We start from the raw sequence: 22393 nt of genomic DNA, 5'->3' as shown, positions 1-22393 counted from the left end.
TCGGATGCGTGAGCGGATCGAGCGGCACGCAAGGCAGCGAGAACAGCACCACCGAGGTGACGTCGTTCCAGGTCAGAGGCCACCTGGAACGATTCCTCGAGCGTGATCTACATGGCCCCTGGGATGGCGATCACGAGGAGCTGCTTGCCGGTACGAGTCCCGCCGAGCAGTACCTGCTGGGTCGGCTGGTGCCACGGCTTGCCCCTGCGCAGGAGCCCGCCCTCGGGTCGCGGCTGGCTCAGAATTCCGATGCTGACAGCCTCGCTCTGCTCGATGATCCTGCCCTTCGTGATGATCTAGGTGACGATGAAGACGATGACGAAGAGGGCTCCGAGGCCGTAGTTCGCGCCGGCCGCATGGCGGCCTCGGCCATAGGTGTCTCGTTCCGCGTCGCCGACGATGTCGATACCGTGCTGGTACGCGCAGCCTGGGGCCGTTATCAGCGATCGAAGTCTGAGCACCAGCAGACCGATCTCGGCAACCCGCGGACGGTCTGGGTGCGGCAACCTGCGGGCGGGGCCGTCGAGATCCCAGTCGACAAGGAGGCCCAGGATCAGCGCATCCCGGACCCGAATCAGGATCAGGTCCTTCTGCGCTACACAGTCCGGCACCGGCGGGGACAACGGATTGTCGATGTCTCGCTCATCAACGCCCAAACTGAGACCGCTACGGCGAAGGACGAGACGAGGCTCTACCAGGTCCAGTTGACGGCGACGGCCCTCGACGGACATGCAGCGATCTTCGTTGCTCAGAACGACCCTGAGCTTGGGGTCAGGCCTGCCGCTAGCGACGACGAGAAGCTCCATCTGGCTCTCCTCTATCGGGAGAGGCGGCAGTTCGCCCATGGGCGACAGTGCTCCGCAGAGGCGAAGGTCCGTCCTGGGGAGAAGAGGGCGCACGAGATCAGGACAACCTGCTTTCCCGAGGCAGAGGTACCGCTGATCCAGGCCGCCGACATGCGGGATCTCCCCGGTGTCGAGCTGGACATGGAGGCTCTCGGCAAGCAGGATCTCGCGCGCGACGGCCTCGTTAGCGCTCTTAGCCCGCTTGTTACGGGCTATCGCGAGTGGCTCGCGCTCCAGGAAGAGCGGATCGCCACAGACACAGAGGTCGGGCTGTACGAGCCGTCCGGCACCCGGGCCCTGCGCGACGCCCACGACATGGCCGACCGGTTGGAGCGTGCGATTCAGCTGCTCCACGACAACGGTCTTGCCCGTGAAGCCTTCCGCTTCGCCAACCAGGCCATGGCACTGCAGCGTGTCCGCAGCGAGTTGGTTCGCGCCCGGGCAGCTGATCCAGACGCGAAAACCGCAGCACTCCTACGCAAGCTCAATAGGCCGGAGAACCGCAGCTGGCGTCCATTCCAGCTGGCGTTCCTCCTCCTCTGTCTACCTGGGCTGACCGACCCTGCCCACCCAGATGCTCACCGAAGCATCGATGACGGAGAAGTTCAGCTGCTCTTCTTCCCCACCGGTGGCGGCAAGACCGAAGCGTATCTGGGTTTGACGGCATACACCTTCGCTATCCGCCGGCTTCAGGGCGTCCAGGGTGACGGAGGCATGGCCCGGGACGGTGGCGATGGCGTGGCTGTACTCATGCGCTACACCCTCCGTCTTCTCACAGCTCAGCAGTTCCAAAGGGCTGCCGCGCTGGTTTGCGCCTGCGAGTGGCTGCGGCGCGAGCGGATTGCGGCCGGCGACACGCGTTGGGGCGATGTCCCGTTCCGCATCGGGCTGTGGGTTGGCAAGTCGGTAACACCCAATAGCTTTGAGGAAGCCAAGCGACAGATCGACGACAACCGCAACCCTGATGGCCAACTCGGTGGACCCTTGCAGCTGGCGGCCTGCCCGTGGTGCGGAACGCCCCTCGCCCCGCACTGCCTTAGCACTTCCCAGATCCGGCGACGCACTATCCTGGCGTGCCCTGACCCCACGGCACAGTGCCCATTCACGCCACGACACTCGCCGGATGAGGGCCTGCCCGTGGTGACCGTAGACGAAGAGATCTACCGGCTCACGCCAGCCCTCGTCATCGCCACCGTAGACAAGTTCGCGCAGCTGCCCTGGTCGGCTGCCACCGCAACCTTGTTCGGCCTCGCTGAGCAGCGCTGTGCACGACATGGTTGGCACAACCCGGATTTCGACAGCTTCTGTCGGAGCTATCACCCAGCGGCTCAGGGGCTGCCACGCGCCGAACTCCAGCCTGCAGTGCGCCCACGGCCGCCAGATCTGATCATCCAGGACGAACTCCACCTCATCAGTGATGCTCTCGGATCCATGGTCGGGTTGTACGAGACTGTCGTAGACAAACTCGCCACTCGCGTTGTGAACGGGCGCGAAATCCGACCCGTGGTCGTCGCCTCCACGGCGACCGTGCGGCGTGCCCGTGACCAGGTTGAACAGGTCTTCGCGCGAGGTCTTGCGGTATTCCCTCCTCAGGTCCTCGACGCTGGAGAGACGTTCTTCTCCCGAGTCGCTTCCTCGAGCCCAGACACACCCGGGCGTCGCTATCGCGGCATCATGGCCCCGGGCGAGAGGCTGAAGGCAGTAGAGATCCGTGTGGCCGCGGCGATTTTGGAGCACGCTCAGTGCTTGTTCGACCGTCATGGTGTCGCAGCTGACCCATACATGACTTTGGTGGACTATTTCACCGCCACCAAAGAGCTTGCTGGGATGCGCCGACTGATCGACGACGACATCGCGGACCGCCTGCGGAGCAGCAGGGTCCGGACCAGGCGCAAACGTCCCACCGTGGCGGAGTTGACCAGTCGGATGCCGTCCAGCCGAATCGCTGGCTCTCTCGCGCAACTCGATGGCCCCTTCGATCCTGAGTTCGACTCCACCGATGCCATCAACGCATTGGTGGAGCTGCGGAAGGCAGATCCTGAAGCCGCGAAGGAGAAGGTGCGATCACGCCGTTCGTACCCAATCGATGTCCTGCTGGCGACCAGCATGCTGCAGGTCGGTGTGGACGTGCAGCGCCTCGGTCTGATGCTCGTGACGGGGCAGCCGAAGAACACGGCTGAGTACATCCAGGCAACGTCTCGTGTTGGTCGCGACAAGCGCCGCCCGGGGCTGGTCTTGACCATCTACAACTGGAGTCGGCCCCGTGACCTCGCCCACTTCGAGACCTTCGAGTACGAGCACGCCACGTTCGGGATGCGTGTCGAAGGGCTGACGACCACACCGTTCAGCGAGCGCGCGCTGGATCGCGGGCTGACGGCAATCATCGCAACCGCCTTGCGCCACTCCGGGACCGCGGCTCTACCCAACCCTGCTGCTCACGATGTCGCCTTGTCGGGCCCGTTTGCTTCGGCCCTCATCGACGCCGTCGCGGATCGTGCGGGCCGGGTGACGCATGACAAGGACGCCCCTGACCGGGTTCGCAAAGAGGTCCAGCACCGGCTGGACAGGTGGCACTCGCGACGGTCGCGTCTACAGACCGGCCGACTGGGCTACGACGAGGGAACAGACCTGGCTGGCCTTCTGAAGAAACCTGACTCAGGCCCTTGGGACTTGTGGTCGGCCCCGCGGAGCATGCGCGAGGTCGAACCACAGGTGGTTCTCCAGCTTGACCAGGAGGACCCGAGTCTCGATGAGGCACCCCTGTGGGACTACGACCGAAAGGGAGGCAGCGCGTGAGCCCGCTGCTGACAAACAAGTCCGCCGGTGCCGAGGGGCCGGCCGTAGCGACCCGGATCGGTGAGGCTCGCCCCAGTCACCTCATGACCACCGCCGGCGTCGGAGCGGTCGTCGACCTGCCCGCGATGAGCGTCATGGTGCGCGGCCTGGACGCATGGAACCCCATTTATCAGACCGAGATCAGCGAACCTCGGCTTCTGGAGAGGGTCCAGCGGGTGCTGGGGCCGCAAGTCCGGGCTCTACGCAAGGCCCCTTGGGACGCTAAAGAATCCGAGAACGCCTGGACCAGAGTAGGAGTACCAGTCACCCCGTTTCCTGGCTGGCTGCGCTGTCCAGCCTGTCATCGCCTAGGGCCACTTGGTGGGAGCGGCCAGTTCGAGCTCGTACACCGCTGGGGAAAACGGGCCGATCTGGCCAAGTACGTACACAAGCACTGCGACAAGCAGGGGCGCACCACGATCAACAAACGCCGCGCCTGCATCCCCGCCCGCTTCGTCGTGGTCTGCGAGGACGGGCACATCGACGACTTCCCGTTCGTCCCCTTCGTACACCGAAACGCCACCAAACCTTGCCACGGACCACGTCTGACTATGCGTGATGCGGCCTCCACCCTGGGCCCGCAGGTCACCGTCGTGTGTCTCGAATGTGACGAGCGCGGCAACATCATGGACGCCTCGGGACGAGACGGCTGGGAGAACCTCCCCCGTTGCAGGGGCCGGCATCCACACCTTCAGCAGTTCAGTCCCTGTGGCAAGAACCTGCGTCTCATGGTGCTCGGCGCCTCGAACCTCTGGTTCTCCGTTTCAGCGTCGGCGCTGCACCTGCCCAGCGGAAAGTCCGTCCCCGAGCTCGTCGCGAAAAACTGGGAGATTCTCAGCGCCCAACCGTCGCCGGAGATCGTAGACCTGCTGATCGGTAAGGTGGAGGACCTCCGGGAGCTGCGGGAAACTGATATCTCAGTTGTGTGGACCGCCATTCAAGAAATCCGTTCCTCTGGCGGACCCAGCACCGCTCGGCCAGACGAGAGCCTTCTGGATGCCGAGTGGCGCCTTCTGTCGCATCCCACCACCGAGAAACAGGACGACGACTTCCGCGCGGTGCCGACTCCGAAGCCCTCGGGATATGACCAACTGCTCCACCAGGTCGTCCTCATCCCGCGGCTGCGGGAGACGAGCGCGCTGCTCGGGTTCACCCGCATCTCGGCTCCAGGCCGCCAGGATCTTGATCCAATCCAGCGCGTTCCCCTTACTCGCGGCAAGCCGGAGTGGGTGCCGGCGGCGGACCGCCGCGGCGAGGGCATCTTTCTGGAGCTCCGCGAGGATGCTGTGCGTAGTTGGGCGCGACAGGCAGAGCAGAACGACCGCATCATCCGTCTGCGGCGTGCGTACGATCAGTGGCTGTTTAACCGATCCTTGCCTGCGGACCCGGCCTTCCCCGTTGCCCGATTCCTGCTACTCCACACCCTCAGCCATCTGCTAATTCGCCAGGTAGCTCTCGAGTGTGGATACTCCTCAGCATCGATCAGAGAGCGGCTCTACCTCGGCGCGCCCAACAACCCCGCGGCCGGAATCTTGCTGTCCACCTCCGCGAGCGACAGCGAGGGCACCCTTGGCGGCCTGGTATCGCTCGGTGAGAAGCGCTATCTTCAGCGGCTTCTCGATCAGGCATTCGAGGATGCAGCCTACTGTTCCTCCGATCCGCTCTGCGCCGAACACGTTCCAGAGGACCCTTCCGCGGCCCTGCATGCCGCAGCCTGCCACGCCTGTCTCTTCGCATCAGAGACCACCTGCGAGGTAAACAACCGCTGGCTCGACCGCGCTGTCCTCGTCGACCTGACCAGTGACGGACTGGCCTTCCCCCGATGACCGATCCGATCACCACAGTGCAGGCCCTCGCGCGTGAACTTCCCAGCCAGGACCTGTATGCACTCTCAGTAGCCGCAGGCGGAGGCATCGATGGGCTGAGGGACCTCCGAGCCCAGGCGTCCTCGAACATAATCCGGCGCGCATGCAGTCAACTCAGCGCTTGCCTTGCTCATTGCTCCCCTGACTACCTCGCAGGGGCTCTCGCTGCGGTAGCCGCAGCGGATACTTCGCGCAAGGCTCAGGCCATCGACGTCGTCTGGACGGGGCCCCACACACGGATCACATCCAGTCGGCTGACAGCGCACAGCATCACCACTCTCATCGACGAGGCTCGGCACGAGATTTGGCTCGTCAGCTATGCCACGCATACTGAGCCAAGAATCACCGCTGCGCTCAAGGCAGCGGCAGAGCGCGGCGTTCAGATCACACTCTTGTTGGAACGCAACACGGACAACCCCTCCTACAGCTTTCGCGGCATCCCCTTTCCCCACCTGGATGCGACTCGACTGGCATGGCCAGCGGCCCGGCGCTCAGCTCGCCACACGTCACTCCACGCAAAGATCCTTGTCACAGACGGATCCACAGCTCTCGTCGGCAGCGCCAACATCACGGGCGCGGCCATGGAAACCAATCTCGAGTGCGGCCTCCTCCTGCGAGGCGGCCCGCATCCGAGGGCCATCCGTGCTCACCTTGCAGCCCTTCATGAACAAGGCGACTTGATTCGCTGTTGACGACCCCGCGAACCCGGCATCCAGCGGTCACGTCCCGAACGAGACCGCCGATGCGATGTGCGCCCACTCGGCACTCGTGCCCCTCTCCCGTCCTCGATCACTGCGAACGAACAATCGAGGTGAGGCGGCACGGACAGCGTTCGGCAAGATCCTGGAGGCATGACGCCAGGAGAACTCATCCGCTGTCGGCCCACCCCGCACGCATTCCGCTCAACGAGCGCGTTGGCCCTGTGAAACCCGGCACGCCGGCCGCAGCGGAATACCTCAGGCCCATCGTCGATTGGTCTTCTTGCAGAGATCGCGGGAGGGGGCGCTGGTGGCCGAGCTGATGATGTTCCGGCAGGACGCGGACGGACGGGGTGTCGAGCTGGCCGGCTCGACGGTGGCGCTGGAGGTGACGCTGCAGCGGCGAGTCGAGGCCGGCCTGGAGCAGATGCTGGGCGTCCGGTTCCTAGCGTCGGAGTACCAGACCGGCCCCTGGCACCGGGGGCGGATCGACACCCTGGGGCTCGATGAGAACGGCAGCCCGGTGGTGATCGAGTTCAAGAAAGGCTCGGACAGTGGGGTGATGTCTCAGGCGGCCTCCTACCTGTCCTGGCTGGAATCGGCACAGCACGAGTTCGAGGCGCTCGTGCGGAAGGTGCTGGGCGCCCAGGCCGCCAAGTCCGTCGACTGGCGTCGTCCGCGGATGATCTGCATCGCGGCGGGCTTCTCGCACCACGACCGGGTAGCGGTGCAGAGGTTGCCCGAGCGGATCGACCTGGTCCGCTATCGGATCTTCGACGGTGGCCTGCTGGGGCTGCTGCTCGTGGACCCCGCGCCCGGTTTCCCGAGCGCTGCCTCGTCTAGCCGGGGCCAGGAGCGGGCACCCGTGGCGGACAGCGTGTCGGCGGCTTCGGCAATCTCTCCGCCTGCGGGGGGCGGAGCGGTGCCGGAGTGCCTGCGGCACCTGTACGCGGAACTGGACGAGGCGCTCACGGCATGGGGCGAGGTGGAGGTGGCGTCGCTGCGGCACTACATCGCTTACCGGCGGTTGGTGAACGTGGCGTCGGTGATCTTCCGTCCGAAGCACGAGGCGATCCTGGTGTACCTCATACTCGACCCAGACACGGTCGAGTTGGAGGAAGGCTACACCCGGGACATGCGCGGCATCGGACACCTCGGGACCGGTGACCTGGAGGTCCGCGTCGTCTCGGCCGCCGACCTGGAGAAGGCGGCGCCGCTGATCCGGCGGGCATTCGAGGCGGCCTGACGTAATAGGAGGGGCGGCTGGCGCATCGGTTAGTCGATGCACCAGCCGCCCCTTTGCCGTCTGTGGGCCGCCGGCCCCGGCCTCTCCGCTCTCATGCTCATGCCTCCGGTCCGGCCAGCTCGAAGTCGTCCTTCGTCAGTTCAGCCAACTGGCGCAGTGCGGTTTTCAGGGTGTGGACTATTCCGCGACCCGGCGGACGCCCTGGAGCAGCCCGCTGGCTGCCCCCGCCTGGCCTCTGGGGCGGGGCGGGCCGGTCTGCTTCTGGCACGGCTACACGCCTACTCACGTCCAAGGGTGCAAGGAGCGGTTGCGTAGATGCCTCAGATGATGTCGCTGTCCGTCCACCACGCCCTCAGCTGACAAGGTCTACGGGGACGGGAAGGTCAAGCGGGACGCCGAAGCGGCTGGATGGCGCCGGGGTCGGGCTCGGAGCTCGGCGACTTCCAACTGCTCACGGACGTCCTGGAACCCCGAGACCCCGGAAAGCTGGATGGGGCGGTGCGGCAACCGGCGGCGGCATCCGGGGCAGTGGTGGTCGCCGTCGTGCTCGCTTGAGGAGAGTCAGGCCGCGTCCGGCGGGCCCTCAGCCGACGGCGAGGTCAATCCGTCCGGCACGGCCGGCAGGCGCGCGAGCCGGTGAAAGCGCGAGAGGTCGAAGCCACGCCCCTGAACCTCACCAGCGGGCACGGCGAAGAGGTCGATCCCCTCTTCGCTGGGCGCCGAAGGGGCGGCCTCCCTGATGGCGAGGAGCGCTTCGCCCTGCTCGCGGTGCGGCAGGAGGCGCGGCGCACGATCGATGTGTCCCTCGAAAGTCATGGTCAGCCCTCCGTCAGGTGTATTTGAAGGTGAGGACGAGCACGACGCTCACGGCGACGATCAGGGCGATCTGGGCGCTGATCTGCCGCCAGCCCCAGCCCTTCCTGTCCATCCAGCGCAGCGGACGCCTCCAAGTCGGCGCGACGGGCTCCTCGGAGATCACGAGGTGGAGAAACGCCCGGCAGTGCTCGCCCAGGTGTTTGAGCACGGCGTGGTACTCGTCGTCATCGGAGCTGATGTTGTGCCGGTCGAGGACGAGCACGCCGTCGGCCAAGCCCTCTCGGAGCTGTCGCTCGGCTTCCCGCCAACCAGGTCGATCCCAAGGCGGCGTGTAGACGCCCTGGCTCGCACTGGATGCCGGGAGGTACGTCGTGGTCACCGGGACCGCCACATCGTGGAGCCGGGCGGTGATCGCGTAACCGAGCTGGTCGGCCTCAGCCTGTAGCGTCCCCCAGTCCTCGTCAGGTCGGGCCCTCGGACTCGGTACCAGGCTGTACGCCAGCACGCGCAGCGGCTGATCGGCCTGCGCGCCGACGGTCTGACGGTAGAAGTGCTGGCGCAAGCCTCGGAGTTGGCCAGCTCGGGACCGGCGCTTCACCTGGGCAGAGGTGCGAGGCCAGCTCGGGTAGTCACGGCCAGCGGTCGGCGCCCCACCGCCCGTGTGCTTCTCTCGCCCCCGATCAAAGGCGACGAGGCTCAACACGTCGGCTCCATGCTTGGCTGCGTTGTGCGGCGACATGGGGGTGCCTCCGTGAGAGTGGGGATGACCGCGTACGTCGTCCGGCCGCCGTCCGCGACGCCCCACCGAAGCGACAAGCAGGCGACGAGGTGCAGCCCTCGACCGCCGAGGCCGGCGGCACTCGCACGTCGCCGCCTCGCCGGTGCCGTGCTGTCGTCGGTGACTCGGATTCGAAGCTCGTGCTCGTCGTGTCGCAGTCGCAGTCGGACGTCCCCGGAACCGTGAATGATCGCGTTGGACACCAACTCCGAGACGACGAGCCGGGCGTCCTCTGCCGGCGTCTCCGGCAACGACCAGTGCTTCAACACGGTGGCCATCGTTCGTCGCGCTTGAGCGACGTGCACATCTACCGGCTCCATGGCCATCTCGAAGACGTGAGAGGCCAGCGGACACCGAGCGGTTGAGGCGCCGACGGCGTGGGCGCCACCGTCGTCGCCCCGAGGTCGGGGCGGCGTTGCTGTCCGGTGCGTGGTCATGAGCACATCGCACCGTGGCTGCGCGATCCGGGACAGGGGAAACCGGAGGGGGGAAATCTTTGTCAAGGGGGGAAAACCAGGGGGGGTTGAGGGGAGTATTGGCTTTCTCCCACGGATAGGGGTCAGACTCATGGCGGTGGATCCATTTGCCGAGTTGCTCCGTCACCTGCGGCGTAACGCGAATCGGACGCAGGACGAGCAGGCCGGTGCGATCAACGCCGCCTCCGGCCGGGCAACGGTGACCCGCCGGGAGGTGAACCGGTACGAGAACGGTGCGAACGTTCCGACGGACCACACCCTGGGGAACATCGCTTTGGCCTGTGGCGTCCCGCTGGAGCCGCTGCTGCGCGAGGCGAAAGCCGCCCGCGCCAGGCGGCGAGAGAAGAACAAGGCTGAGGCGGAGGACCTGGACGACGTGAAACGCCGAACGCTGCTGGGAGGCGCAGTCATCGGTGCGGCTGCGGCTGCCGAGCCGTGGGGCCGACTGGCCTATGCACTCAGCAAGGGTTCCAAGATCGACCCTGAGTCCGCGGGGGTGCTTATTGATCATGCGGCCCGGTTGCACGTGGACGAGCTGAACGAGAGTGCGCTCAGCCTGCAGTCCCGCGTCGAGGCGCACTTGGGCGCGATCACCGCAGCCCTTCCCCGCGCCGGAGCCCACGAGCGAGCCCTGACCATCGCGGCCGGGGAGACTGCCGCTCTTGCTGGGTGGGTCGCCTGGGACCTCGGCGAGCAGGACAAGGCCACTTCCTATTACGGAGTGACCTCGGAGTGCGCGAAGAAGGCTGGACACCCCCCGCTGCGCGCTCTCGCTCTGGGCTACGCGAGCTACGGTGCCCCCAGCCCGGCGAAGGCGCTGGAGATGCTTTCGCAGGCAGCTCAGGACGTACGCGGACGTGGCAACGCAACCGCCGCAGCGTGGGCTCTGGGCCGGTACGCGGAGGAAGCCGCCCAGTCAGGCGATGACGCTGGCGCCCTTCGTGCTCTCGATCAGGCCAAGTTCGCTTATGACTTAGCCGACCATACGAGCGAGCAGGCGTGGGTCCGCTTCGTGACGCCATACCGCATGGACTCGTTAACCCTCTCGGTCTATGGCGAACTCGCGCGTCAGGAGCTGACCGCCACGGCCGACTCCGCAGTCGAGCGCCTCGGCGGTGGACTACCCGAGTCCGGTGTGGTCGTCCTGGGTGACCTGGCGTCCGCCCTTCTGCGCGGCGGTGACGTAGATCGCGGGGCCTACGTAGCCCACCAGTTCGCCGCAGCGGCGGAGTCGAAGCCCAACACCATGGGCCGGCAGCGGGCTCAGGCCATCGCTGCTGGGCTTCCCGACACGGAGCGCGATCTGGCCAGTCACCTACTGACGTTCGCGACGGCGTGAAGCGTCCAAGCGCACAAGCTCGGCGAGAGCGAGGCGCTGATCTGGGAGCCCCTACTGCGGACGCGTCTCGTCGACGACCCAGGACAGGTAGGCCTCCGAGCCTCCGGTCACTGGCAGTGTGACCCACTGGGGGACGTCGTACGGGTGCCTCTCGTGCAGCCATGCCTCCAGCGCGGGGAGGCGATCCGACGACGTCATGTAGGAGATCCGCCACTCCTGAGCCGCTTCGACCTTCCCCTGCCACCAGTAGAAGGCGGTGATGGGCGCATCGATGTGAACGCCCGCCGCCAGCTTGCTCTCAACAGCGCCTCTGGCGAGGGACTTCGCCTGCTCCTCGTCATCACTGGTCGTCTGCGCGATCACGATCTCGTGGTCCATGCGGCTACCTCTCCAGCTCGGGTACCGCGACCCTACCCATGTGTTCGACGCAGGCCAGCGAGAGGGGCGGAAGCGGCCCGTTGTGTTCGAGCCGCCGTGATTTGAAAACGCAGGGCTCGCGAATCTGTTCCAGGTCTGCCGGGTTCAGCACCCCCGACCGACCGCCCCTGGGGAGCCGTCGAAGTGTCGCCGCCTCGTGGCGGCAGCACGGCGCCCAGTCGGTGCCGGGCGAGAGTGGACCTTCACCCGCGAGTGGGCTCCCGCGCCCTCACTCTTCGTACGGGGCCTCCGAGCGAGAGTGGCCCGAATCGGCGGCCTCTGCCTCAGCAATCTGTTCGGCGATCTCCCTGCGGATGGCCGCCGTGTCCGCAGGCGACCATACCGAGCCGCTCCCGAAAGGCAGCACACGGTCATGGGGTTGGAACAGCTCCTCGCTTTCCAGACCGCGGCAACAGGCGCGGCACTTCCACGGACGCCGCAGGGTGATCCACTGTCTGAGCCCGCACCATGGGCACAACACGAAGTACGCGCTGGGCCCGTGAGCGGCGGCCCAACTGGCATAGCCCGACCGGCTGCGTGCCACGTTGATGTCGCCGTGGGTGCGTTCCGCGACCCAGCCAAGGAGGACCATCTCGCCACCAGGCCACCCACAGGCGCAGGGGCCGTCGCAGCGGCAGGCGCGCGTCTTGCCCAGCTCGACGGCCTTTTCCTTACGGGGCGTGGCTGGTCCCTTGACCTCAAGCCATGTCCCGATCTCGGGCAGCCAGAAGTCCGGCAGATAATGCGCCCCTGACGGCAGGATGACTCGCTCGGGCTCGTACTGCCAGAGGATGCGTTGGGTATCGAGGGTGCGGGCCCAGTCGGCTTCGAGCCCGGAACGGAAGGTGGTGCCGCTGTACTCCGTCGGCACAGCTTCGATGGGCTGGCCGTCTGTGGGGAGGTCCGTCACGGCGTCTCCGTTCCTGGTCAGTTATGCGCCGACCCACAGTTTGACCGCTAACCTCGCGCTTTCATGAAGCGAGTTGTCCGACGGGTGGTCACGTAGGCGAGACGTGCTTCTGAACAGCAAGAATACGACTTCTCTACTTTGTCGGCCATCACCGAGCCCGCCCTCAACAACGGCGAAACACTCCACTCACAGGCCAGGGCGCTGCTGCTGGCCGAGATGGTCCGCAAGTCCGTTCTGAACACCGCGATATCGGTGGCACTCACGCCGTGGCGCAAGCTGCGGGCCGTGCACGATCCGGGGAAGATCCTGCTGGATGTGGCCTTGGCCGTCGCACTCGGCGGGGGCTGTCTGGCCGACATCGGCATGCTTTCCCAGACCCGCCCCGTGCTCGGGAACGTGCGTCCCGGATCGTCGCGTGGGCTTTCGGGCCGGATGCGGCGAGTCTGCCGATGACACGGGAGACTGTGGGATCGGAGGCCACCGGGCCGAACATCCAGCTCTGCCCGCGCTGGCCCGTGCGAACAGTCCGGCCACCGACGGCCAGTTGATCGTGGACATGGCCGGAGTGCTATCCCTCGCGCACTCCGAGAAACAGGACACCACCGCGCCCCGGAAGAAGACCTTCGGCCACCGCCCCCTCGTGGCGTTCGCCGACCACGGCCAGGCCGGGTCCGGGGAGCCGGTGGCCGCCCTGCTGCGGCCCCAACGCAGGCTCCAACACCGCCGCGGACCACATCGAAACCGCCCGACTCGCCCTGGCACAACTCTCCAGACTCTGCGGCTGGGGCGGCAGACACTGGTCCGCACCGACTCCGGCGGCAGCATCCACGTCTGATGGGCAGTGGCTGTCCTATTCCGTCGGAATGACCATCACCGACGGCATCCACCAAGCCGTACTGAAGATTCCTAAGAAGGCGTGGACACCGGCCCCAATACGCCGGCGGCACCGAACGGCCCGGCGCCTGGGCCGCGGAAATCACCGATATGCCCGACCTGGGCACCTGGCCCAGGGGGATGAGGCTGGTCGTCCGGGAGGAGCGACCTCACCCCCCGGAAGAGCTGCACCCCACACGCACAGCGACCCCGTCAGCGAACTGATGAGTACTCATGCACGATTGCGGCTAACCTCCGTTCCATGCAGTTCACCCTCGATGGCGAATCCTTCGAGCTGACGCCCACGCTTGTTCGTAGGCGTCTCGCTGGTCACGTGCCCGAGGAGATCCGTGAGTACTGGGTCGAAGTAGATGGTGTGCATTGGCCGGTCAAGCAGGTCATCTCCCTTGCGACAGGTGCCAAGCGCAGCCGGTTTCAGTCGCAACCTTCTCGGCGGTGGCTGCAGAACCTCGGGTTCTTGATCGGTGCCGGATCCTTGGCCACCGAGAGCGGCTCAATCCCGCAGTTGACCGGCGCGACTCATCGTGGGCCTTTCGAAGAGTCCCAGCTCAAGGAACTGGAGGCGCTCGACGTCCGCGTTGCGTTCTCGTGGCTGAGCGCGGGCCCGATCACGCTGGACGAAGTCGGCCTGCCGAGGTTTCCCGGACTCCCGCGAGCGCCAGGGCTCTACCGATACGATTTCGGTGTGGACGACGACGGCATTCGCGTGCTCTACATCGGGGAGTCCGTGGAGCTGGCCAGGCAAGCCAGCAACTACCGCAACGCCAAATCGGATCGCTCTAGTCAGCGCACCAGCCGCGGCATCCACAAGGAGATCGTCGGCCACTTGAAGTCCGGTGGTTCAATCGCATTCGCCATCGCAACGTCAGTCCGCTGGGGTGACGATGTCGAACTGGATCTGCGGCTCAAGTCCGCCCGTCGCCTTGCCGAGAACGCTGCGGTACTCCTCGCGCAGTCGCAGTCCGGGATCCGCGTGCTCAACATCGACGCGGAGCTGGGAGAGGGCAGCGAGTGAGCGGTCTTCCGGACCTTCGCTTCCTGCTCTCGATCAACAGCGAGAACGCGTGGAGCGATCTGCTCGCCACTCTCATGAATGCCGACCAGGCGATCACCCGCTCCGTCCTCGGCATCAACGCTGATGGCCCGCTCCAGATCCGTCGGGAGGCCTCGAAGTCGCGGGGCCGGAAGGCATCGGATCGCCCCGACCTGGTGGTGGAGGCGAACGGTCAGGTTGTCGCTGTCCTCGAAGTGAAGCTGCTTGCCGGCCTCGGAATTGAACAGTTGGAGCGGTACTACAGATACGTCGCCGAGGAGGACCGAGGCGACTGCCGGTTCGTGGCGGTCTCGCTTCAGCGAATCCGTCTCGACACCACCCATGCCCAGGACTGGCAGAACCTCACCTGGGAGGAGCTCATCGCTCCCTTCGCCTCGTCCCCGGTACCGTGGGCCGCGACGACCGCCACAGCCTGGACGAGCCACATCGAGTCCCAGGTGCCGGAGGTGGATGGCCACACAATCTGGAATCAGATCGACGATATCGACCTGTACCTCGCCCTCCGGCTTCGTGCTGCCTATATGTACGACAACGTCGTCTTGCCCGGCGGCTCATCGAAGGCCATCCGGGAGATCGGCTCCGGTGGCCTGTACGTCGCGATCGTGGACGCCCCGATTCCGGGCAGCGGCTACACCGTCCGTTGGGACGCCACCGAGAGCTTGCCGACTCAGGAGGTTGGCAAGCTCGTCGACAGCAGCGGGCTTCGCGGGGTCGACTTCCGCTTCTTCCTTGTGCAGCAGCGAGTCACCTCCTCCAAGGCCTTCGACTGGGATCACCTGGCGCTGCTCTGGCAGGAGTACCTCGCCCAAGAGGACTGGATTCCGTGGAGACCCCATCCGCCGCGCAAGACCTTGCAGTAAGAGAAGGATGGCGTGGCTAGACTCAAGGCGCTCGGCGCTCCAGCGTTCCTCGGCGCTGGCTACGGCGAGAAGCAAGCCAAGCTCAGCGGTGAAGTCGAGTTCGGCGCGCGCTTCGTGCTGCCGCCCTCAACCACACTCAAGGAAGCCACCGAGGTGCTCAGCAGGGTGGCTGTGATCGGGTCCCGTATGGCACAGCACGCGACTCAGCCGCGAGGGAGACTGTGATCGCATTAATCGACGGAGAATCTGACAGCGGCGATGCAGGGGTGGACGGATACATGATGGGCGACTTTGGACCCGACCGCTTGCGGCAGCTCTTCGGCGACCCGAACGAGAACGGGGTCTACCTGGTCGGCGTCGTGGAGTTCTCGGACGATGCGAGCGAGGACCAGTGGTCGTACGTCGGGAACATTCAGATGGGGACCCTAGAGTCAGTTGCCAGCAGGCTCGGCTATGAGCGGCGTGACATCAAGATAGCGGAGCCCTACCGAGAGCCTGGCCGTGGGGTGCTGCCGGACGGAACAGAGCTGGCAGTCACCTCGACCACCGTGCCGGGGAGCGCATCCTGGCATCGAAATAGCCGGGAGCCAACGCCGGAGGAACGGCTCCGGTGGGCAGGGCATCCAGTGCCCCCGCCACCTCCGCCCGAGCCGGTGCCGGTCGGTCCCAACATGGAGACGGCGAGGCCTCGGATCGAGGAGCACCAGGGCGAGGTCTTCTACACGAAGACCGGCAAGCCCTTTACCTACCGGACTAACCACTACACCCTGGTGATCGTCGAGAGCCGGCGCAACGTGCAGTGGCACGAGATCCGGTCAGCGCTGGAGGCATGGCCGATCGCGGGGCCGTCGGAGATTCCACGATGCCCCGAACGTTCTGGGCGCTACGTCTACGGGATCGTGTCCGACGAGCGGATCCGGCAACAGGACTGGTGACAACCTTGGGCCCGCGACTTCGTGGCGGCTGATGCGATGCCCGCCGAACCTGCCAAATCGTCGGACGCTGCAGCTACGGTCATGGGTGAGGTTCTACCACCGCGTCTTCCTCGTCGACCGAGCGCCGAGGAAGACCCGAGCACTGGCGAGGACGCATGGCCGAGGACCAGGAGTACGACGAGATCCCCGCAGTTGTTCGTATCCCCAAGGGCGAGCACCTCGCCGACTCGCGGAAGAGCGAAGGCTGGAAGCGTGGATTCACTCCCAAGACGAGTGACAAAGGGCCGGAGCACGTCGAGATCCGCCTGAAGGCCGAAAAGGAGTCAAGTCTCGCAGACAGGCCCAAGATCGTCTACGTCACCGAGTACGTGGAGGATCAGCGTCCTCAGCTCACCCCCGGCCAACAGGCCGTGGCTGACATCACGGTCCAGATCATTGAGGGTCTCGTAGAAATCGCAAAACCTCGCGTTGCCCACTGGTGGCACACCTGGGCCGCGCCGGTCCTCGTTGCCAAGGGCGAAGCCTTGGTGCTGAAGCAACAGGCCCGCAGAGCCCAGAAGAAGGCCTTGCGGGCCGGGTCCACGACGACACCTCCTGTTGCCGTCCCGGGGGTCGAGGCGGACGCGCCTTCCCAAGATCTGGCCACCGCGCCCAGCGACCCGAAGGTCACTGTAACGAGCCAGCAGTTTCAGCAGATGTTCATGACTTGGCTCGCTCGTGAGGACGCCCAGCAGGCGCTCTGGAGCCTCATCGTGAATGCCGAGGTCGAGGATGGCGGTGCTGCCACCCTGGCATGGCAGCAAGAACTGAAAGAGCTTTCGCCTGAGCAGCGAACCGAGCGGGTCATGGAGTTCCTCGCTACCAACCCCTCGATTCTGGAGGATTTCGCTCGTGAGCTCATGGGCAGTATGGCCCTCGGGCTCAGCGAGACGACTCTCAGGCGCGACCGGGCGTAGGTCCGTGCCGTTTAGGATGGCGCGTCACTAGAAGGAGCCTCCGACGCAGGCCAGAGGCCCTTCTCAAGGCAAAGCCGCTGGTGGCGGCAGGCGAGTCGGGCTATACGCCGGGTTCTGTCGCCCGGCCAAGGACAAGAGCACCAGCCAATCTTGGCCGATCAGGTCGCGCGATTCACCGCTTGAGCTTCCAGCCATGCTTCTACCTCCGACCAGCGGTAGCGCAAATAGCGGCCGACCTTGTGGGCTCGCGGACCCTGGTGTCGATGATTCCATATGTAGACCGTATTCAGAGGTACGCCCAGGAAATCGGCCAGCTCCTCCGCGCTCGCCAAGGGGCAACGGTCCCCCGCGCCACGGGCGGCTTCTTCCGCATGGGCATTGGCTCGACGCATGGGCACTCCAGAACGGTTCGAAGCGGGCAGAAAAGAACCACGTGAGCGGAATTCCGCCGTGGTGGCACATGAAACGTTCGCACTAAATTCCGGCCGAACCAAACAGAGGGCCTCTCGACGAAACGCCTGCGACTCTCGCGAACCCTCGAAGGACACTGGTGAATGCTCGCTGAGGGTTCGCCGAGGGCTCGCCGAACCCTCAGCGAGCATTCACCTAGGTGAAATCTTCTCTACCACTCTGCACCCTTTGTCGCGAAGACCCCAAGAATGCATTTGACATCTTCGGCTCGCCTGGATCAACATCCAATTCACTTAGGGTGCGATGAACGGGCACACGATCTCGCCGTCGACGATGGCCCTGATTCAAGAGAGTCCACAAATAGACTCAAAGGCCCATTGAAAACCAGGAGTTAGTTGATGCCGTACGACCGCTGGCACAAATCGCGCCCGAAAGACGGGGAGTCGACCTGCAAGGAACACGGCAAAGTCCCGACGCGGGATCACGGGACGGGGAAGCGGTGGCAGGCCCGATGGCGTAACCGGGAAGATGTCCAGCAGACGGAGCTGTTCCGCACCGAGGTCGAAGCCCGCAGGCATGAGACCAAGATGCGGTCCGGAGTGGACGACGGTTCATATATCAACCCTCGCGCCGGAGAGGTCAGGGTCGGTGAGCTCGCCCTTACATGGCTCAAGGGGCACGAACACAAGAATCCACGAACTTACCGACGCCACAAGGAGCGGATTCTCCTGCACGTCGTTCCTACCGCAGTGGGGAAGATGCGCGTAAAGGACGTGAACGCCTCATCTTTGCTGGACTGGCTGCACGATCGTCGCAGGCTGCTCGAAAGTTCCACACTGCGCCTTGTCTTCGACAACCTTCGGGCTGTCTTTGACCTGGCCGTGGACGACAGCCTGATACACAAAAATCCGTGCCTCGCCAAATCGGTACAGGACGCCAAGCCGAAGCGAGGAGGTGGCGGCCGGGCAGAGCTGACCCTGACATGGGAGGACACCGAGAAGATCCGTGCCGAACTTCCCGACCGCTACAAAGCGCTCGTCGACTGTGGTCGCGGCCCGGGTCTTCGGCAAGGAGAGATATTCGGCCTGTCACCAGAAGATATCGACTGGGCACATCCGGACGGCGCCATGGTCCACGTGCAGCGGCAGGTAGTCCACGACGGCTCGTTCCTCGTATACGCCCTCCCCAAGGGCGGAGACGACGAGGACCCGAAGGACCGGTGGGTTGAGCTGACCGACGACGTGGCCATCCCCCTGCGCGAGCACATGCAGAAGTACCCGCCGGTCGAGGTGACCCGACCTTGGGGCAGCAAAGGCGGCGACCCGGTCACGATGCGGCTGATCTTTTACACCCGGGAGAAGACCGCCATTCAGTCGAATTGGTTCAACTCCTACCGCTGGAAGCCCGCCCTGGCGTCGGCCGGCCTCATCAAGCCCCTTGAATCCGACGCGAAGGGACGACGTTGGGAGAAGTCCCGCGACGTGATGATGCACGCGCTCCGACACCTGTACGCGTCGATGATGATCAGCGGCGGTGTAGACGTGTACACGCTCGCGGACCGACTCGGACACGCCGATCCCGCGTTCACCCTGCGTAAGTACGTGCACCGGGTCGTGGGAGCCGGTTCCAAGGTCCGCATCGCGGTCCGGAGCGCCTACACCAGGGCCGCGTGAGTCCTGCTCCGTTCAGCTTGTGCAGCAATCGTGCAAGATGATCTTCGAGAGGGGTCATTTGTGCAGGTCAGAAGCTTTGTCCATGAGTTCCGCGACATCTGACGCGCCAGGAGCACAACTCGCCCGCCGCGCGGGGCCGTTACGCCCGTTACGCTACCCTTGAGCGCATCGCGACCCGCGCCCTCGCGTCCATCCCCCCAGGAGGCACCGGTGACCGCCGCTGACGAGACGGCCGGGGCCACCCCGCCGGCTCATATGACTGACGACGACACCCCCGGCTACCGGCTGGAGCGGCTGGTGGAGGAGACCGGCAAGCGGGCCGCGACGACCGTCGTCTACGGCGAGGCCGTCACCACCGGGGACGTCACCGTCATCCCCGTCGCCGAGGTCGGCTACGGCTTCGGCTTCGGCGGTCCCGCGCGAGGCGGCACCGAAGCCGATGAACCCAGCGGGGCCGGAGGAGTCAAGGCCCGGCCCCGCGGCTTCATCGAGATCAAGGGCGGCACCGTCACGTACAAGCCGCTGCGGAACCCGTGGACGGTCGTCGCCGTGCCGCTCGCCGCCTTCCTGGCGGGCGCCGCCGTCCCCCGCCTCGTACGCCTCCTCGCCGGGCGCCGCCGCGGGTGAGTCCCGAAGGGGCCGGCGTCATCGCGGGGCGCTCCTGTCCATCCTGCGCAGCTGCGGCTGCTTGGCGGCCGGTGCCTTCTGCACGATGTGCGCCAGGTGGGCGACGTCCTTGGCCTCGTACACCTCCCGGATCAGCACGTTGACCCCGAGCGTCTTGCCGATCCTGCTGGTGAGGCGGGTCGCCAGCAGCGAGTCGCCGCCCAGTTCGAAGAAGTTGTCGCTCAGGCCCGCCCGCTCGATGCGGAGCACCTGCGCGATCAGGTCGCACAGCTGCCGCTCCGACGGCGTACGCGGCGCCACGTAGGCGCGGCCCTGGGAGACGGGCGCCGGCAGGGCCCGCCGGTCCAGCTTGCCGTTCTGGGTCAGCGGCAGCTCTTCGAGCAGGACATACGCGGCCGGGAGCATGTAGTCCGGCAAGGCCGTCCGCAGCCTCTCGCGTACGTCGGCGACGAGCGCGGTCCGACCGGACCAGCGCTGCGGGCGCGCCACCGGGGCGGGCTCGGATGCCTGCCGGGGCTGCCGGTCGTCGACGCGGCGGGCGTACACGTTGTAGAGGGTCGTGTTGCGCAGCAGACGGTTGCCCTGCTCGCACACGAGGTCGTACCCGTGGTCCTTGAGGAGGGCCGTGACCTCGTCCAACCGGCCGTCGACGTCGTGGAGTTCGACGACGAGCTGACGGATCCTCGGCCAGTCGTGCTCCTGGATGCCCTTCAGCACCTCGTACTCGGCGTTCTCCACGTCGATCTTCAACAGATCGATCCGGTCGATCGCTTCCTCCGCGATGATCTCCGAGAGGGGGCGCAGGCGGCAGGTGAACTCCTCGCTGTCCAGGCGGGCGTCGACGAGTTCGTCGACGAGGCCGTCGTCGGCCGCGGCCTCGCCCGAGGCCCCGCCGGTCAGCTCCTCCTGGTTGCGCAGGTAGGAACGGACCAGGTCATGGGCTTGTTCCGTGGTCGTGACGCTGGAGGAGATGACGGTGTTGTGCCGGTAGAAGGTGAAGGTCTCCTCCTTCGCCTCGGCGGCGAGACCGCAGTCGTACACCTTGGCGTCGATGCCGTGGAGGGCGACGTTGCGGCGCAGCGAGTCGAAGACGGGCGGAATCGGCTCGAAGGCGTGGACGCGGACGTCGGGGCAGCGGCTGCCCGCGAACAGGGTGAACAGGCCGATGTTGGCGCCCACGTCGACGATGGTGTCGCCGTCGTCGATGGTGATGCCGTTCCGCAGGTACTCCAGGTGCGTGAAGATCTCGTCGTAGACGAACTCGGTCTCGCTCTTGTTCTGCTGGAACACCGTCATGCCGTTGGGTAGTTCGTACGTCCGTTCCAGCGCCTGCGGCTCGGTGCGCTCCAGGCGCAGGAGTTCGCGCAGGGCCGGTGCCCGGTCGGGTGACAGCACGAGGTAGGCGACCAGGCGGTGGTCCTGTTCGTCGTCGTAGTCGCGCACCAGGACGCGGGCGTCCCGGACCGCGGGGTGTTCGGCGAGCCGGGCCTCGATCTCGCCCAGCTCGATCCGGAAGCCGCGGATCTTGACCTGGTCGTCGTTGCGGCCCAGGTACTCGAGCGTGCCGTCCGGCTGCCAGCGCGCCAGGTCGCCCGACCGGTACATCCGCGCGCCCGGCTCCGCGCGGAACGGGTCGTCGAGGAAGCGTTCCGCGGTCAGCTCGGGACGGTTCAGGTAGCCCCGGGCGACACCCGCGCCGCCGACGTACAGCTCCCCCACGACTCCGACGGGCGCGGGGCGGCCGTGGGCGTCCAGGACGTAGGTGGACAGGTCCGGGATGCGCCGGCCGATCGGGCTGATGGGCCGGTCGATGTCGGCGTCCGTCAGGGCGTGGTAAGTGACGTGCACGGTGGTCTCGGTGATGCCGTACATGTTGACCAGCTGGGTGTCCGCGTTCACCGCGCGCCGCAGCCACGGCTTGAGCGAGGCGACTTCGAGGGCCTCCCCGCCGAACACCACCACACGCAGCGAGTGCGGCTCGGCGTCCTCGCCCTGGGCGGCGACGAGCTGACGGAACGCGGTCGGCGTCTGGTTCAGGACCGTCACACCGGAGGCGCACATCAGCCGGTAGAACTCCTGCGGGCTGCGCGTGACCGCCTGCGGCACCACCACCACGCGGCCGCCGTACAGCAGCGCGCCCCAGATCTCCCACACGGAGAGGTCGAACGCGAACGAGTGGAAGAGCGTCCAGACATCCCGCTCCCCGAACCGGAACCAGTCCTCCGTCGCCGTGAACAGCCGCACCACGTTGCCGTGTTCGACCACGACGCCCTTGGGTACGCCCGTCGAGCCCGAGGTGTAGATGACGTACGCGGTGTTCGACGGGCGGACGCCCGTGCCGGTCACGTCGTCGGCGGCGAGCGCGGCCCACCGGTCCGCGTCGGCGCGCACGTCGACCACGGGGATCGACGGGGCGGTCAGGCCCTCGGGCAGGGGCCCGTCGGTCAGGAAGACCTGCGGGGCGCTGTCCGTCAGGACATGCGCCAGCCGGTCCGCCGGGGACGCCGGGTCCACCGGCACATACGCGCCACCGGCCTTCAGCACGGCGAGGACCGTCACGACCAGGAGTTCGCTGCGCGGAAGGCAGAGCGCCACCAGGACGTCCGGGCCCACGCCCAGTCCGCGCAGGTAGCGGGCCAGTCGGTTCGCCCGGGCGTTCAGCTCGCCGTACGTCAGGGCGCGGTCCTCGAACTCCACCGCCACCGCGTCCGGCCGCCCCGCGGCCACCTCCTCGAACCACTCGTGCAGACACCGCTTC

At 66.2% G+C, this 22393-nt stretch carries 20 protein-coding genes and 2 pseudogenes; 14 read left to right on the top strand and 8 right to left on the bottom strand.

Annotated elements, in window-relative coordinates:
* The first annotated feature begins 8 nt into the window (after window positions 1–8).
* From drmA to J2N69_RS29000, 4 genes are all read left to right on the top strand, one after another.
* Window positions 9–3641 carry a DISARM system helicase DrmA gene (gene drmA / locus J2N69_RS29010; RefSeq protein ID WP_230903309.1) on the top strand — a complete coding sequence of 1211 codons (3633 nt, stop codon included), beginning with the start codon at window positions 9–11 and terminating at the stop codon, window positions 3639–3641.
* Entirely contained in the window at window positions 3638–5506 is a 1869-nt protein-coding gene (gene drmB, locus J2N69_RS29005; protein ID WP_230903308.1) for a DUF1998 domain-containing protein, read from the top strand. The genes drmA and drmB overlap by 4 nt, the downstream gene beginning before the upstream one ends.
* A complete protein-coding gene (gene drmC, locus J2N69_RS36720; protein WP_408056819.1) occupies window positions 5503–6237 on the top strand; it encodes a DISARM system phospholipase D-like protein DrmC in 735 nt (244 codons plus the stop codon). Before drmB ends, drmC begins: the two co-directional genes overlap by 4 nt.
* A 316-nt stretch (window positions 6238–6553) precedes the next feature.
* Window positions 6554–7489, top strand: a complete 936-nt coding sequence (locus tag J2N69_RS29000) for a DUF5655 domain-containing protein (protein ID WP_230903307.1) — start codon at window positions 6554–6556, stop codon at window positions 7487–7489.
* A gap of 561 nt (window positions 7490–8050) precedes the next feature.
* Here the strand turns inward: J2N69_RS29000 and J2N69_RS28995 are convergent.
* From J2N69_RS28995 to J2N69_RS28985, 3 genes are all read right to left on the bottom strand, one after another.
* Window positions 8051–8305, bottom strand: coding sequence for a hypothetical protein (locus tag J2N69_RS28995; protein WP_033949325.1), 255 nt, complete (start codon window positions 8303–8305; stop codon window positions 8051–8053).
* A gap of 13 nt (window positions 8306–8318) precedes the next feature.
* Window positions 8319–8867 carry a hypothetical protein gene (locus J2N69_RS28990; RefSeq protein WP_230903306.1) on the bottom strand — a complete coding sequence of 183 codons (549 nt, stop codon included), beginning with the start codon at window positions 8865–8867 and terminating at the stop codon, window positions 8319–8321.
* A gap of 134 nt (window positions 8868–9001) precedes the next feature.
* Window positions 9002–9403 carry an ATP-binding protein gene (locus tag J2N69_RS28985; RefSeq protein ID WP_269075681.1) on the bottom strand — a complete coding sequence of 134 codons (402 nt, stop codon included), beginning with the start codon at window positions 9401–9403 and terminating at the stop codon, window positions 9002–9004.
* Between the two features lie 247 nt (window positions 9404–9650).
* On the opposite strand from J2N69_RS28985, the gene J2N69_RS28980 reads away from it, so the two are divergent.
* Entirely contained in the window at window positions 9651–10898 is a 1248-nt protein-coding gene (locus J2N69_RS28980; protein WP_230903305.1) for a helix-turn-helix domain-containing protein, read from the top strand.
* 51 nt (window positions 10899–10949) lie between these two features.
* Here J2N69_RS28980 and cutA read toward each other — a convergent pair whose 3' ends face one another.
* Both cutA and J2N69_RS28970 read right to left on the bottom strand, forming a co-directional pair.
* Entirely contained in the window at window positions 10950–11276 is a 327-nt protein-coding gene (gene cutA / locus J2N69_RS28975) for a divalent-cation tolerance protein CutA (protein WP_016327521.1), read from the bottom strand.
* Window positions 11277–11544: 268 nt separating this feature from the next.
* Window positions 11545–12225, bottom strand: a complete 681-nt coding sequence (locus tag J2N69_RS28970) for a PDDEXK family nuclease (protein ID WP_230903304.1) — start codon at window positions 12223–12225, stop codon at window positions 11545–11547.
* Between the two features lie 138 nt (window positions 12226–12363).
* Between J2N69_RS28970 and J2N69_RS36715 the strand changes: the two genes are divergently transcribed.
* The 7 genes from J2N69_RS36715 to J2N69_RS28935 all read left to right on the top strand — a co-directional run bounded on the left by J2N69_RS36715 (window position 12364) and on the right by J2N69_RS28935 (window position 16924).
* Window positions 12364–12678, top strand: coding sequence for a hypothetical protein (locus tag J2N69_RS36715; protein WP_408056935.1), 315 nt, complete (start codon window positions 12364–12366; stop codon window positions 12676–12678).
* 103 nt (window positions 12679–12781) lie between these two features.
* The gene (locus tag J2N69_RS36710) at window positions 12782–13060 is read left to right on the top strand and encodes a hypothetical protein (RefSeq protein WP_408056818.1); all 279 of its coding nucleotides are present in this window, start codon (window positions 12782–12784) and stop codon (window positions 13058–13060) included.
* A gap of 300 nt (window positions 13061–13360) precedes the next feature.
* Complete coding sequence (locus tag J2N69_RS28955) at window positions 13361–14134, top strand: GIY-YIG nuclease family protein (RefSeq protein ID WP_230903303.1); 774 nt, start codon at window positions 13361–13363, stop codon at window positions 14132–14134.
* Window positions 14131–15033, top strand: a complete 903-nt coding sequence (locus J2N69_RS28950; RefSeq protein ID WP_230903302.1) for a PD-(D/E)XK nuclease family protein — start codon at window positions 14131–14133, stop codon at window positions 15031–15033. Before J2N69_RS28955 ends, J2N69_RS28950 begins: the two co-directional genes overlap by 4 nt.
* Before the next feature lie 12 nt (window positions 15034–15045).
* Window positions 15046–15258, top strand: a complete 213-nt coding sequence (locus J2N69_RS28945; protein ID WP_230903301.1) for a hypothetical protein — start codon at window positions 15046–15048, stop codon at window positions 15256–15258.
* A complete protein-coding gene (locus J2N69_RS28940) occupies window positions 15255–15968 on the top strand; it encodes a hypothetical protein (protein WP_230903300.1) in 714 nt (237 codons plus the stop codon). The genes J2N69_RS28945 and J2N69_RS28940 overlap by 4 nt, the downstream gene beginning before the upstream one ends.
* A gap of 155 nt (window positions 15969–16123) precedes the next feature.
* Window positions 16124–16924: a hypothetical protein gene (locus J2N69_RS28935; RefSeq protein WP_230903299.1), complete on the top strand. Its 801-nt coding sequence runs from the start codon at window positions 16124–16126 to the stop codon at window positions 16922–16924.
* Window positions 16925–17082: 158 nt separating this feature from the next.
* On the opposite strand, the gene J2N69_RS28930 is transcribed toward J2N69_RS28935, so the two are convergent.
* The gene (locus J2N69_RS28930) at window positions 17083–17316 is read right to left on the bottom strand and encodes a helix-turn-helix transcriptional regulator (protein ID WP_230903298.1); all 234 of its coding nucleotides are present in this window, start codon (window positions 17314–17316) and stop codon (window positions 17083–17085) included.
* Window positions 17317–17733: 417 nt separating this feature from the next.
* Here J2N69_RS28930 and J2N69_RS28925 point away from each other — a divergent pair, with 417 nt between their 5' ends.
* On the top strand, window positions 17734–19008 hold the full coding sequence (locus J2N69_RS28925) for a tyrosine-type recombinase/integrase (protein ID WP_230903297.1): 1275 nt from the start codon (window positions 17734–17736) through the stop codon (window positions 19006–19008).
* A gap of 210 nt (window positions 19009–19218) precedes the next feature.
* Window positions 19219–19635 carry a GerW family sporulation protein gene (locus J2N69_RS28920; RefSeq protein WP_230903296.1) on the top strand — a complete coding sequence of 139 codons (417 nt, stop codon included), beginning with the start codon at window positions 19219–19221 and terminating at the stop codon, window positions 19633–19635.
* Between the two features lie 18 nt (window positions 19636–19653).
* On the opposite strand, the pseudogene J2N69_RS36850 reads toward J2N69_RS28920, so the two are convergent.
* A pseudogene (locus J2N69_RS36850) lies at window positions 19654–20814 on the bottom strand (FkbM family methyltransferase); the annotation flags it as partial.
* Window positions 20815–21015: 201 nt separating this feature from the next.
* A pseudogene (locus J2N69_RS36845) lies at window positions 21016–22371 on the bottom strand (amino acid adenylation domain-containing protein); the annotation flags it as partial.
* Between the last annotated feature and the right edge of the window lie 22 nt (window positions 22372–22393).

The organism is Streptomyces huasconensis, assembly GCF_021028635.1.
Taxonomy (GTDB): Bacteria; Actinomycetota; Actinomycetes; order Streptomycetales; family Streptomycetaceae; genus Streptomyces; species Streptomyces huasconensis.
Note: the sequence above shows the minus strand (reverse complement) of the source record. Positions and strands in the feature narration are given on the sequence as shown.

Coding starts and splice junctions, on each gene's coding strand:
- drmC (WP_408056819.1), top strand. CDS start 5,503: ATGACCGATCCGATCACCACAGTGCAGGCCCTCGCGCGTGAACTTCCC.
- J2N69_RS28995 (WP_033949325.1), bottom strand. CDS start 8,305: ATGACTTTCGAGGGACACATCGATCGTGCGCCGCGCCTCCTGCCGCAC.
- J2N69_RS28985 (WP_269075681.1), bottom strand. CDS start 9,403: ATGGAGCCGGTAGATGTGCACGTCGCTCAAGCGCGACGAACGATGGCC.
- J2N69_RS28980 (WP_230903305.1), top strand. CDS start 9,651: ATGGCGGTGGATCCATTTGCCGAGTTGCTCCGTCACCTGCGGCGTAAC.
- cutA (WP_016327521.1), bottom strand. CDS start 11,276: ATGGACCACGAGATCGTGATCGCGCAGACGACCAGTGATGACGAGGAG.
- J2N69_RS36710 (WP_408056818.1), top strand. CDS start 12,782: ATGGCCGGAGTGCTATCCCTCGCGCACTCCGAGAAACAGGACACCACC.
- J2N69_RS28955 (WP_230903303.1), top strand. CDS start 13,361: ATGCAGTTCACCCTCGATGGCGAATCCTTCGAGCTGACGCCCACGCTT.
- J2N69_RS28935 (WP_230903299.1), top strand. CDS start 16,124: ATGGCCGAGGACCAGGAGTACGACGAGATCCCCGCAGTTGTTCGTATC.
- J2N69_RS28930 (WP_230903298.1), bottom strand. CDS start 17,316: ATGCGTCGAGCCAATGCCCATGCGGAAGAAGCCGCCCGTGGCGCGGGG.
- J2N69_RS28925 (WP_230903297.1), top strand. CDS start 17,734: ATGCCGTACGACCGCTGGCACAAATCGCGCCCGAAAGACGGGGAGTCG.